This window comes from Paenibacillus nasutitermitis (genome assembly GCF_014641075.1).
Lineage (GTDB): Bacteria > Bacillota > Bacilli > Paenibacillales > Paenibacillaceae > Paenibacillus_Z > Paenibacillus_Z nasutitermitis.
This window is the reverse complement of sequence record NZ_BMHP01000001.1, coordinates 2,155,636-2,168,436: the sequence shown is the minus strand read 5'-3', so window position 1 is coordinate 2,168,436 and position 12,801 is coordinate 2,155,636. Positions and strand designations below refer to the sequence as shown.

General features: G+C 46.4%; 10 protein-coding genes. 2 read left to right on the top strand and 8 right to left on the bottom strand.

What is annotated here, in order from left to right; all coding sequences use genetic code 11:
- Positions 1-44 precede the first annotated feature (44 nt).
- The 5 genes from IEY46_RS09185 to IEY46_RS09165 form a co-directional block, all read right to left on the bottom strand.
- On the bottom strand, positions 45-938 hold the full coding sequence (locus IEY46_RS09185; protein WP_188991198.1) for an aminoglycoside phosphotransferase family protein: 894 nt from the start codon (positions 936-938) through the stop codon (positions 45-47).
- A 313-nt stretch (positions 939-1,251) separates the two neighbouring features.
- Positions 1,252-3,369 (bottom strand): hypothetical protein, encoded by a 2,118-nt coding sequence (locus tag IEY46_RS09180; RefSeq protein ID WP_188991196.1) that lies wholly within the window; start codon positions 3,367-3,369, stop codon positions 1,252-1,254.
- A 621-nt stretch (positions 3,370-3,990) separates the two neighbouring features.
- Positions 3,991-4,149: a helix-turn-helix transcriptional regulator gene (locus tag IEY46_RS37010; RefSeq protein WP_373288775.1), complete on the bottom strand. Its 159-nt coding sequence runs from the start codon at positions 4,147-4,149 to the stop codon at positions 3,991-3,993.
- Positions 4,124-6,763, bottom strand: coding sequence for a glucosidase family protein (locus IEY46_RS09170; RefSeq protein WP_188991192.1), 2,640 nt, complete (start codon positions 6,761-6,763; stop codon positions 4,124-4,126). Before IEY46_RS09170 ends, IEY46_RS37010 begins: the two co-directional genes overlap by 26 nt.
- A 22-nt stretch (positions 6,764-6,785) precedes the next feature.
- Positions 6,786-7,019: a hypothetical protein gene (locus IEY46_RS09165; protein ID WP_188991190.1), complete on the bottom strand. Its 234-nt coding sequence runs from the start codon at positions 7,017-7,019 to the stop codon at positions 6,786-6,788.
- Between the two features lie 746 nt (positions 7,020-7,765).
- On the opposite strand from IEY46_RS09165, the gene IEY46_RS09160 reads away from it, so the two are divergent.
- Entirely contained in the window at positions 7,766-8,575 is an 810-nt protein-coding gene (locus IEY46_RS09160; protein WP_188991188.1) for a class I SAM-dependent methyltransferase, read from the top strand.
- 319 nt (positions 8,576-8,894) lie between these two features.
- On the opposite strand, the gene IEY46_RS09155 is transcribed toward IEY46_RS09160, so the two are convergent.
- Both IEY46_RS09155 and IEY46_RS09150 read right to left on the bottom strand, forming a co-directional pair.
- The gene (locus IEY46_RS09155) at positions 8,895-9,083 is read right to left on the bottom strand and encodes a hypothetical protein (RefSeq protein ID WP_188991186.1); all 189 of its coding nucleotides are present in this window, start codon (positions 9,081-9,083) and stop codon (positions 8,895-8,897) included.
- Between the two features lie 445 nt (positions 9,084-9,528).
- On the bottom strand, positions 9,529-10,560 hold the full coding sequence (locus IEY46_RS09150; RefSeq protein WP_188991184.1) for an aldo/keto reductase: 1,032 nt from the start codon (positions 10,558-10,560) through the stop codon (positions 9,529-9,531).
- 184 nt (positions 10,561-10,744) lie between these two features.
- On the opposite strand from IEY46_RS09150, the gene IEY46_RS09145 reads away from it, so the two are divergent.
- Positions 10,745-11,344 carry a TetR/AcrR family transcriptional regulator gene (locus IEY46_RS09145; protein ID WP_188991181.1) on the top strand — a complete coding sequence of 200 codons (600 nt, stop codon included), beginning with the start codon at positions 10,745-10,747 and terminating at the stop codon, positions 11,342-11,344.
- Between the two features lie 310 nt (positions 11,345-11,654).
- Here IEY46_RS09145 and IEY46_RS09140 read toward each other — a convergent pair whose 3' ends face one another.
- A complete protein-coding gene (locus tag IEY46_RS09140; RefSeq protein ID WP_188991179.1) occupies positions 11,655-12,692 on the bottom strand; it encodes a DUF1835 domain-containing protein in 1,038 nt (345 codons plus the stop codon).
- Between the last annotated feature and the right edge of the window lie 109 nt (positions 12,693-12,801).

Below are 12,801 nucleotides of genomic sequence, written 5' to 3'. Positions count from 1 at the left end.
TGCTCCACTCAAAGTCTTCTGTTAATGCAATAAATATGTCTATATTAATGCCTTAATCTTTCAGTTTCGTAATCATTAAGGATTACATTAATAATATTACATGATTCATCTGCAATTATTTTGTCAGATTGTTTATGATAATCGTAGGTTATTAAAGCCTTCCATAAAGCCCAACCTCTTGCTCTGTTCCAAGTTTCTTGATCAAAATTCAATGCATTCTTAAATATCTTTCTGCTACTTTCATCAAAAAAAGTCCATGCCATTGCAGCATCGCAAGAAGGGTCTCCTACACCCAATATTCCAAAATCAATAAGCGCACACAATTTACCATTTTTAATTAATATATTACCAGGTGCTATATCACCATGGACCCAAACTGGTTCACCAGACCATTTTGAAGCTAATGCCAATTCCCAGATTCCTTCCAATAAGACTTTGTCAAAAGTATTTATATTATTATTAATGGCAGCTCTGCACTCATCATCGTATACAGCAATATCACCGCCTCGATAAAAGTTATGTTCCCCAGCTAAGGGGCCTCCACTGGCGTCAAAAGATTGTAATTCAACTAATAATTTACCCAAATCATTTGCAAATTGATTTAAATCATCTATATTTTCTAACGTTAATGTCTCTCCATCCAACCATTTGTTAACAGACCAAGGATATGAGTAATATTCACTTGGTTCTCCTTTAGCCAAGGGTTCAGATATTGGTATAGAAAGATGCTTGGCTAAAATGGGTAACCACTTTTGCTCTTTTTCAACTTGGGGAACATAGGCTTCATCACTTGGTAACCTAACGCTCATGCTTTTACCTAAGTGAAACGTTCGATTATCATTCCCACTTTTTTTAACAGGCTTGATTTCTAAATCAGACCACTGCGGAAATTGGCTGTTTATTAACTTCGAAACTAAATCTACGTCGATTTTTAACATTTAATTTCTCCTCAAAGTAAATTGGATTAGGGTGAAGAATAATTAAAACTAGTCACAAATTTATTTGATAAACGCATCCTTATCAACCCCTTTAAATAAATTACACTTTAGTATACCATGCACTTACTGCAAAGACTTCTTATTCCATCATCCTCCCTCTATGTTACCTAGACCGCCTAGGCGTGCCGGCAACTTCAACCGACAAGGGGATGACATCTGAGTCTCTCCCCTTGTCGGTAAATCCCGAATCTCCCAAACCTGAAACACTACGTTTTCAAATTTATCGTTAAGCATGAAAGATGGCTTTAAAGATTCAATAACCGCTCGGGAGAACGAATAACTTCCCTTCGCCCGGCGCGAAGGTTGCGGACATTTGCCCTGTCGTACTATTGTAATTGGTAGCGACTTCCGCCCCGGTCACCTTCGATATTTCTTTCATTGCGCTCGGAAGCGGGGAGAGCGAGAACGAAACCGTTCTTGAGTTGGTGATATCCCTATTCGTGACCATCACATACTTGCGCCCGCTGCCATCTGTAAAGTAACCGAACACGAGCGGTTCCGCCGTATTGGCAGGCTGCATGAAAAAGCTTACGGGAAGCGCATTAGTGTTGTTCGGCAGCGTTCCTGTGTGATAGACCGCCTGTGAAGTCAGCGACATGAGCTTGGGACCCAGCTGCAATACTTCGGCATTCAACGTTTGCGCCCACGTATAGGAAGCATTTTTCGTGCCGTCCGGTAAAATGAGCCCGTCATGAAAATTCTCCCCTCCCGCCGACGACGGCGTCCAATACGTAAAGTAGATATACCCTTTTGCTCCGTAAGTAAGGTTCGTATAGATCTGATACCTCATTTCCGTCTCATTGGGAACCCTTAAATAATCGGTAATGCCGATGGACTGGATAAAGGACCAGAAATCGACTCCGCCCGCCAAAGCCTGACGTCTGATGATCTCGAGATTGTTGAAATAATCGCTTGTCATTCCCCCGCCCACCAGGAACGGATAATGATCGTAAACGAGTACATCCGGTGATTTGCTGACCCAGCGATAAACGTAGTCCTCATACGTGCCGCCCTGTATATTCTGGTCGATGGTAAACCAAAAATCGGCATCTACAGGCGTGCCTGCAACATACGCTGTACCGTCGTTGATCCAATCGGCGCCGGTCAAGGAACGAATCACCCATCCGACCGAATTGTTTCCTCCACCATTATGGGTAAGTTCGAAATAGTAGGAGGTGTTTGGACTTACACTGGCGTTTAAAGTGAACACAACCCAATTGTTGGATGCGCCATTCAGCGTATTCTGGGCGACCAAGCTTGTTTTGGAAGGCGAGTCCCAAAGCGACAAAGTTAAATTTTCGTTTGTGGACCACTGGGTGCTGTCAATCCACATCTGAATCGTGGAAATCGTCGTTTGACTAGGCTTGGTCTTGAAAGTTTGTCCCAATGGCTGGGCGGAAGTGACATAAGCACCTGTCTGCTCCGTTAGTCCTTGTGCCGTCGGCGAGGCGTTCGAAGGCGACAGATTCACGAAGGTCATATGATTCGGATCGGTTTGCCTGAATCTCGTCATAGTGTCTTGAATGCGCGTCATCATGCCGATAGACGGTTCATCGAAAATATTGTAGCCCTGCAAAGAGGCATTGGTTTTATAGTGGTTGGCAATATCGTCGATATCCGCGTTGGAAGGCTGTCCGCCGTCGTTGTATGTCAATTGGGAAAAGGAAGCTTTGAAGTACAGGTCTTTGGCGGCCGCGACACCGTTCTCGTACAATTGGCCGTCGGCATAAGCATTGCCAAGACTTGTCGTTACCCAACCTACGTTATTCGGACTGCTGCTGGTCAACTCCATGTAATAGGTGGAATTGGAGTTAATGGCTTTGGAAATATCGAATACCGGGAAATCCGTGCTTACCGGACCCGTAATCGAAGAGTTTCCAATCAACGTCGTTTTGCTCGGACTGTCGTAAATCGAGAGCGTTAACGTTGTGCCGGACGGCCAAAATCTTTTGTCGATGCAGAGCTCAACGGTGTTAAGCGCCCAGCCCGTGCCGCTTGGCGTTTTAAACGTTTGGCCGAGCGGATTATTGTTCCGAACATACAGCCCGGCCCCTGTGCTGGTCTGGGACACTACATTAGTCCTCCACGCCATTCTCTGATCATAAGCTATGACAACCAAACCATTGTTGGCAGCATGGGTAAGCGCAGCGTCCACCTCATTGAATGTATCCATGCCATTCGAGGCAAACACGACGTTGGCGTTCATATCCTTAATTTCCTTATACCGCGCATCTGTCGTATGATCGGAATCCGGCGACCAATAGACGCCGATTGGAAACGGGGTAATCGTTGGGACATAGGCACTCGCCTGCGAATAAAACACAACCAGACATAACACCGCGACAAAAACAGCCATGACACTTCTTCTCATCATATCGTCTCCTTTACTTTGAAAGTCCGAAAACGGTGCTACAAAGATGTAGTCAGTTTATTTGATGAATCACGGGCTTGCGCCGTGATAAAGCTTGCCTGATGGCAAGCTTGCTCAGGTTCGGGCCGGATCGACAGCCAAGAAGCCCATTTCCCGCATGAAGCGCCTTACCGTATTTTTATAACTACCATCTCCTTCCCGATACATAATCGCAGTAATCTTGCGTCAGCCTAGAATCGAATGTTTGGCAGGATAGTTTAGGGGCAAGATTGCGAGAGTCATTGAAACCGCTTCCAAATCCAACTTTATTATATCAATACTCCCCTTCACTGACATCCGACAATCGAAACGCTTACTGTAGCAATCTGAAACAAACTCGAATTTCTACAACAAAATAAGACCAGCCTGCCTCAAAAGAAGACAGGATAGTCCGACATTGCTATTATCCCTGCGGCTTTAAAACATGAGAGATGACAAAAGTAAAGTCGTGGTCCTTGAACATGCTCTGTGAACAAGCATGCCATAGTCCAAAAAAATAAAGCGCCAAGACAGAAGACTGTCTCCGACGCTTTATCTTTGCGATTCAATAACCGCACGGAAGAACGAATAACTTCTAGATTTTCAGGCCCATGACATACTTGACAATCCTTGACCCGTAACCGTTTTGAACAGTCTGGAAAAGTAAGTTGGATTAATGGAAAAGTTGTCGGACATCATCTGAAGGGTAATCTCTTCATGAATATTCCGGGTGCAATCAGAAATGCAATTCGATCTTGACACTGCCGTCGAACGAATCGACCGTTACTGTCTCCTGTTCGGTTATACGGACCCCCGTACCGGTTACGCTTCGCGGTTTCCTTCCTTCCGGATGAGGAAGGCGCAGGCGCACCGTCTGCGGTTTGCGATTCGTCGCACATTTGATCGTGGCAAATATCACCCCTTTTTCAAGCTGCGATTCTACATGCAGGTTGACAGGTCCGAAGTAAGTGGCGACCCCGTTCAGTTCAATCTCCTTGCCGTGCTCGAGCCATTTTCTCGGAACGCCAGGCAGCAGGTTCAAGGTCTGTCCGTCTTCTTTATAGAGCATACAGCGGGTTTGCATCAGGAACCAGGCTTCTTCGTGCGTCTTATGCGGGCTGGCGTGGAAATAATGCTCCCAGAAGGTATATGTTTCCCGATCGGCCAATCCGGTGAAGCTGTTGTAGTACGCCTTCAGGAATGGCTTCACTTCGCCGCGCTGAAGATGCACGAACGGGTGAATGCTGTAATAGGGCTGGCTGAACGCCACATTACGGCTGCACATCAGCTCGTTATGGAACTGGAGCAGGAACTCGGCGGCCGGCTCGTCGGCTGCCAGCACTTCCTGGAAGACGAGATACAGCGGGCCGAGCAGCGAATCGCGAAGGACCATCGAGGCGTGCGTCAGCCATTTGGCGCTTTCGGCGTACAAGGATAACGGTCCTCGATGCTCGACCCAAGGCGGCGCGGTCGGCACCCAGCTGCCGTCGGCCAGCGGAACGACCGGCGACAACGCCAATGCACGGAAGAAGCCCGCTCGAATATCCGCCTTAAGCTCGGCCGCCTCTACGGCAATGCGTTCGGCTGAGCCCGGATCGGTAGCCGCCAGCATCTCAGCCAGCCGGCTCATCCCGATGTATGCGTATCCGTTCAGCATGAACGAGCGGAACGGGTCTTCGGGATCGGCCGTCTTCCCTTCCAACATGCCATATCCTTGACCACGGAGCTGCTCGGTCTTGTTGCGGTTGCGCCAGGCAACCAGATAATCAAACGCCTTCAGCAGCTTCTCCTTGACCGAGGCCAGCCAGGTTTCGTCCCGCGTATAGCGGTAGTGCTCCCCGAAGCTCCAAAGCGCGGCGCCCGTTTCCAGCATATATCCTCCGAAATTCTGAATGAAGCCGTCGTCATGTTGCTTGTCGAGGAAAAATTGAAGAGACCGCGCCGCCACATCACTCCATCCGATCGAATCGAAAAATTGCACGATCGGTGAGCTCTCCGAGCCGATCGCCGTATAGACGCCAATCATCGGAGCGATCGTTCCGTCCGGTTCCGAACCGTAGGCGATGAGATCAAGATGCAGCAAGCCGGCACGGATCATCTCGTCCAGACGCCGTTCCGGCACCTTGATGCGGGCGGCGTGGGCGAGCTTGCCGTTCCAGAACGCGCGGCATTCCTCTAGCCGTGAGTCGAAGTTTTGTCTGCTTAGCTGCTCGGCACGTGCTTGCGGAATCGGACGATGCGGCAAATAAAATTCGTAGACGGCCGTCTCCCCCGGCAGGATCAATATCGCGGTTTCCTCTTCGGTCAGCGGCTGCCCGTTCAGCTTGGATACGCAGCAGATGCGGTCGTCCGCAAATTTCACGAACCCGTTCCGGTCGTCGAATGTGTAATGGTTGTCATTATTCAAAACGAAAGCGTTCGGGATCGGATTTTTAAACCAGGCGTATCGCGGCACCTTGGCCGTATTCGTCGCCACCGCGCGGAAATACAGTACCGTCTCCTCTTCCCGGTTCATCTCCCGCTCCAGCCGTTCATTCCTGCGTTCCGTTTGCGCTTCTGTCAGCATATGGCCGTGGCCGAAGCCGTCCGCCACCAGGTAATCCGTTCCCAAAAGCGTCCGCTCGTTCAACGGGCTCGATTCGTAGGAAGCGAACGATACGGTGCTGTACGTAATGTCTTCATCGACAATCGATGCATGAAGAATCGGCAGCACACCGTTCTCCAGCCGCCGCGATACGCCCTCGACGCAGCCAACGCCGCGACCCAGTAAATACCGATAGCAGACCGGCTTATCCTCGGCCTCCGGCAGCTTCGTCTCGAAGCCGTGAAACCGCGGCTGCACCCAGTCCCACAACCGGTCCCCCCAACCGACCCCGCGGAAGCTCATTCCGAAAATCCGCATGTCCCGCGATAAGCCGAGAAACGTCTCGCACGGCAGCTCGCGCGTATGGGCGGCAGCCTGCTCGTAACTCTCTTCCGGCTCGGCTTCGATTTGCTGCAGGTTGCTGAGCAGCCCTCTCGACCGGATGTCCTGTTCGATTTGCCTGTAGGAGCGTCCGTCCTCCGCTTCGGTAACGGAAACCCCGTAAGCCGGAATATACATCGGATATTGCTTGTGAACGTCGCGCAAGAAGAAGCTGAACGGATTCTCCTCTACATCGATCGTAACGATAGCCGGATTCGCTCTCCTTCCCCCCGACGCCGTCTCGACAACAAATTCGAGCCGGACCGCCTCGCCTTCCGCCGTGAATCTGCCATTCGACACGACGCCGTTCCCTTTGATGATCTTCTCTTCTACGATCGTTCCTCCGGTCACGGATATGCCTCCTCTCACCGGCCCCTTGCTCCACTCAACTGCCACTCGATTTCTAGTCACTTGCATTCCCTCCGAATTTTAGTTAGACTTTTCCGTTTGCGGAAGCAGCGTGCCCGTAACGCCACGCGGCCAAGCCTTGGCGCGTATGAAGCCTTCCAGTTAACGGACGCCGTCCTGGATTTTCGGTGACGATGATCAGTACCGTCGTTATGATCGCCACATCCTTCAATTTCTGTCCGGTCACCCTATGATCGGGATTGTACAAATCGCCGGGCCAATGGATCAGAATGACGTGGGGACGGCACTTGCGAGTCACATTGATGAGCGCAAGCCGGACTCATCCCGTTCCTACGGGACTCGTCGAAACTCGTCGGGGAAGCCCATACAGATTAGTTCCGCCCCGATGAGCGTCGCCACCTGCTTGGCTTCCTCATCCCAGACAGAGGGCACCTCGGCCTTGGTTTTTATTATAACAGCCCCTCCGACCCGTAACATCTGACATTTGAAACCGTTTTCCTAAAAATCAATGCCAGTCTCCCGGATTATAACCCGGTGCTGAAGAAGGACAGCTGCAATATTAACAGCTTACCGTTCCCGTCGCACACGCGCGTTTAACACCAGTAGCAGTTGCAGCCGGTAAGCCGGGGTCCACCGTAGATCCAGTTGGATCAGGAAAACAGGAGCTTGTCCCGGGAGTAATTAAATGAAAGTAATTCACCTTGGCGAAAATATATTCATCCTTACTGTTATTTGAGTAGTATTTCTTCTGACCTGTTTATCAATTTCAGCTTGTTCTTTGAAAATTTGCTCTATGAGTTTCTGATTTTGGAGCGCAATACAAGTCCCTATTCTTACCCTGGTTGCCACAGGATGTGGCGGGCATGTCCGCGCGATCGAATGGATGCTGGATGGATGTTTTCTGGTAGATTTGCTTATAGAATAATGGTAAATTATTCTTTGATTAGTACCGCAGAGTGTTCATGTTTGATATGTGGTATGGGGATGCGCAAGTCGGGATATACGTTTAGACTCATATTGTTTATAGTTGGGGAGGACGTCGGTGTGGACAAGAATTCTGTTTATAAAACAAACATTATTGGCGGTGGTGAGGTTGACGCCGTCACGGTCGACATGGATAAGAATGTTGTTCATTCAACAAACAGCTTATTTTGGGATACAAAAGGAAATGATGTTTTAGGAGCAACCTCCCTTCCTTTTTATGGAGCCTTTGTCTCAGAAGAAAAGTGCCAGCTTTTTGGCGATGTTTCAGGAAAAAAGATGCTGGAGATAGGCTGTGGAAGCGGTCAATCATTGCAATATCAAGGGGAACGCCAAGCATCTGAACTTTGGGGAATGGATTTATCAGAGAACCAAATTGAAAAGACAAGGCAACATTTGACGGCGTGCGGTCTTTCAGCAAACTTGATCTGTTCTCCCATGGAAGAAGAATGCGGCCTGCCAGTAGATTATTTTGACTTTGTTTATTCGATTTATGCCATAGGCTGGACAACCGACCTTGAGGGTACTTTTTGCCGGATTGCTTCTTACCTGAAAAAAGACGGCGTATTTATTTTCAGTTGGTCTCACCCTATACACAAATGTGTTGTTGCAGAAAATAATGTGCTTGTTTTTAAAAAATGTTATTTCGATGAATCTTGGTATTCGGTATCTCTTGACGAAAGTACGCTAACCTTATCGGACCGTAAACTATCAACCTATGTGAATGCACTCTCAAAAGCGGGATTTGTCATTGAGCAAATGATAGAGCAATCTGATGATGAAATTATGCAATCTCGGGACGATAACAGCGATTTTGCAAAAAAAGCAAAGATGCTTCCAGTAACTTTTGTAATCAAGGCCAGAAAACGATAGTATCCATGAAAAAACGACGTTTTTGAAGTTTCCCACTTACACGAAAACCAGCAGGGATGGTAATATGCACTTAAAAAAGCGCAGAGTTGTTGGTTTCAACTCTGCGCTTTTTTAAGTTATGCAGTCATCTTTTTTTCAACTTTTCGAGCTAGTATTAATGCGCCTTGGTCGATATATTCCATTTAATAATGCGACAAAATAAATAAGGGCACCATGGAAACCATAAACGTTATTACATAGGCAAGATCTAAGTGGGATGGTAAATTATATCTTATATGGGACATATTACTTTTTCCTTTGTCTCATTCATTTCACTTTCCTAAATACGTTCTCCGCGTTCCTGTTTAGTAACGAAGCAGAGCTCGTCCGTCATCAGGCTCCGCATGTACGACTCCTCCGCGGATTCCGTCCTGCCGCCAGCCGACTGCAGACCGACAAGCGTGATTTTACGTATAATGGCTGATCTTCGCCATGTATACCAGCTGTTGCGGGCATAACCAGCAGACATGTTTTCACCGAACTTTCGCTCGAGCCTTGTTGTTGGGTGCTAGAAAATACAAACAGCCCCTCGTCCGAAAGAGACGAGGAGCCTCGGTACCACCCTATATTAGAACCTTCCTGCAAAAAAACAGAAAAGCTCTCACTTTAATATATAAAGGATAAACCGGTTTGCCTCTACTTACCGAAAATGGTTTCAAGGGAACTGCTCCAGAGCGAACTTTATTCAATCCTTTTCCCCAGAAGCACTCTCAGTCTTCGGCGTTTCCTCCCTGTAAGAAGGTATTGAATTACTTATCTCCATCAAAGCATTTATATTGATATGCAATTTTATCCATTATACGTCAATAAAAACAATAAGTAAATAACTGGATAAAGTGGTTGTCAATTGAACTGCGTTCTCTTCAAATCGAGCCAGAATTTGGAGGAGGCTACTCCCCTCTTCCATAGACTCTTCAGTTAATGTGCCACCTGCGCCGTTCGGTACTCATCCACTCAGGAGTCCAGGTTTGCTCCTTGTCATCAATACGTTTGCCTGGTGGAACAATGGCATCAATAGCATCCAACACATCTGTGCTTAGCCTCACTTGTGCACCGGAAATATAGGCTTTCAATTGCTCTAAAGTGCGTGGTCCCCATAGAGTTGATGTGACGGATGGATGACTTTGTGTAAAAGCTATCGCCATATTCGCTAGTGAAATCCCCGCTTCATTTGCCAGCTGTTGCAACTTTTCAATGATCTTAAACTTATATTCATTTTCAGCTAGTTCAGGATCTAATGTATCCACATATCCTTTTAATGTGGCAGCGCGTGAATCGCTTTTCGGGGCCTGGCCAGCCGTGTATTTTCCCGTTAGTAAGCCACCAGATAAGGGACTGTACACAAATAGAGCTAGGTCATACTGTTTCGCTATTTCAGCAAGTTCAAATTCCATTCGCCGATTAATAATGGAATATGGTGTTTGCTCACTTGCAAATCGCTGAATATGATACCGATCACTAATGGCTTGTGCTTGAACAATTTGCCAACCCAGGTGATTTGAAGTGCCGATATGATGAATTTTCCCTTCTTTCACCAAATCGTTCAACGTTAGTAGAATCTCTTCATAGGCAACAAATTCAAAAGGTAGATGTAGTTGATAAAGGTCTATATAGTCGGTTTGCAAACGTAATAGACTTTGTTCAACAGCAGTTCGTATCCAACGACGAGATGCACCACTTTGATTGAACTCATTAGTAGCCTCGGCACCGAATTTAGAAGCTAATATGACATTCTGCCGCTTGTTCTTAATCGCTTTACCGATAATACGTTCTGATTCCCCCTTTCCGTAAATATTAGATGTATCAATCAGATTGATGCCAAAGTCCAAAGCTTCTTCAATAATTTTTATGCTCTCTTCTTCGCTTGCCCTAGAACCAAAACTTGATCCGCCTAACGCAAACGCGCTGACTTTTGTACCAATCCTTCCAAGATATCGGTATTTCATGGTTTTCCTCCTTTAATCTATACAGCCCAAAGATAATGAACTCGTGTTGATTAAGGCTGTAGAACCAATTATAATCAAGCATAACGAGGAGATCAATGAACATAAAAGGCCAAGTGTTGATTAATAGATATAACGTCAATAGTGTTGATAAAAAAAACCAACATTCATAAGAGGAGGTAAACAAATGATCGAAAATAGCACGGATATGAGAGTAATCCGCAGTCGGACGCTAATGGAGAACGCATTGTTGTCTATTTTAGAGGAAGAAGGTATTAAAGGGCTGACAGTTAAAAACCTTTGTGAAAAAGCAGGGATAAATCGAGGCACCTTTTATTTGCATTATAAAGATATTTTTCATCTGATTGAGGAAACGGCGTTTATTCAAGGATTATTGAGTGTATTCGAACCTATCCATATTCAGGAGTTAATGCACCACCCTGATCAACAAGGAGCTTATCCTCCAATCACCAGAGCCTTTCAATACATGCATAAGCATGCCAGCTTTTTTAGAGCACTATTCCATTCGGGAGCTCCAGCAGAATTAAGAGAACGGCTCCAGTATTTAGTAGGCACACGCTTGTATGAAAATCTGAAACGAGACCAATCAACTATGAACAATGAAAGCCGCTTATTTACTGATTATGCCATTGCTTATTTAGGAAATGCACAATTTGGAATTATACAACACTGGTTTATGACGGATCGTGCAATTCCTCCCGAAGATATAGCGCGGATGTTAACTGTATATATACGTAATACTCCATGTCTTGATCACAAGGTTTGATATATGTATGGTAATGCAACTATATTAAAACGGCAGGAGCTGTCGCTCCTGCCGGCAAAGCAAGTGCACGATTTCACTAAGCCGAAAGTCAGAATTTGAAAAGTTCTATCGGTGTCTAAACCTGAACTGCTCTTAAGATCATGGAATGTACTATATAAAAGCAGCTTCTCGTTCATGCACCAGAGGGCACCGACGGCCTCCACCCCTTGGGCAGGTGTAACAAGGGAGGAATTAAAGGGCTTAGTCCCCCGTTGAGACATGGGAGTGAAATCCTCCAAAGGCGGGGTGGAGAAGCGTGTAGTATGTAATTTCAAAGAATCCGTATTGAATATTGATGCATTGCGCCTGGAAGGCCTTTAAAAGCCAGAATACCATCACTAATTAAAGTCCAAATTCTGTACTCAATAAATTGGAACCCGACAAGTTGATTTGAAATTTCGAACACTTTGTTCACTACACTGCCCGCCTTAACGAAACCACCCCCATTCTTTTCTTCATGAAGTTTAGTTATCGCTCCCAAGATAACACCGTCCAGTTCATCCACTCCACTGCCCTTGATCTCTCCATCCTGCCATAAACGCAACATATGAGCCTGACCCGATATCTCTAACCATTCCAATTCATAACGCCGTCTCCGACTGGGTTCCACGAGCATAATGTCGTTGTATCTTTTGACAATCTCTCGATAAATGTCTATTACGATTAAGCCCTGCGCATACGGAGGTACTTGCTCTTCAATGTACAGCGGCATTTCCTTGCAGATCTCCGATACATTTACTATCCTCACAGGCTGCTCTCTTTCCCTCAACAAATAAAGCGCAAAACGCATGCCCACCTGATCGTGAGCGTTATCACCACACCAGATGGTAATGGACTTATGTTCCGGAATTCTCGCAATCGTTTCGATCATTTGCCCGATTTGATGTTCCTGGTTAATTACGCTATTAAGATGATAGTCAGAAAATCGTTCCATTAACCAAAGCATCCTACGCTGCTGTCCTTCCAGCTTATCTAAATGCAAAATCGGACCAATTGAAAACAGGTCGTTAAACGCTAGAACTTTGTTTTCCCGTCGTTTGCCGATCTCGCTGAGCGTTACTTTTAAGGCACCGGCATCGGACAAACTGAACACAAGATGGATGCCACTTTGTAGTTCTTCGTCTTCCATCCGACGTTTACGCGCTTCTTCCATGCGGTCGTTCCACAACTTCATTATCCCCTCTCCAAGTATCCTTTCCTCCCCTTCTCTTTTAGTGGTAGAATAATCTGCCATCTTCAAAAGGTCATTAAGAACCGCCCGAATTTCCCATTCATGTAACGCACTCAGTTTCTCTTGGAACTTGTCCAATTTCCTCCTCCTTCTGCAAGAAAAATTGAAATTGATTTATAAAAATATTTATTCCACTCGTACCCGTTATTTCAATCGCTGGCGATCACAAAAAGGTTCTTTGGTGCAA

Coding starts and splice junctions, on each gene's coding strand:
- IEY46_RS09185 (WP_188991198.1), bottom strand. CDS start 938: ATGTTAAAAATCGACGTAGATTTAGTTTCGAAGTTAATAAACAGCCAA.
- IEY46_RS09180 (WP_188991196.1), bottom strand. CDS start 3,369: ATGAGAAGAAGTGTCATGGCTGTTTTTGTCGCGGTGTTATGTCTGGTT.
- IEY46_RS09155 (WP_188991186.1), bottom strand. CDS start 9,083: ATGTCTGCTGGTTATGCCCGCAACAGCTGGTATACATGGCGAAGATCA.
- IEY46_RS09150 (WP_188991184.1), bottom strand. CDS start 10,560: ATGAAATACCGATATCTTGGAAGGATTGGTACAAAAGTCAGCGCGTTT.
- IEY46_RS09145 (WP_188991181.1), top strand. CDS start 10,745: ATGATCGAAAATAGCACGGATATGAGAGTAATCCGCAGTCGGACGCTA.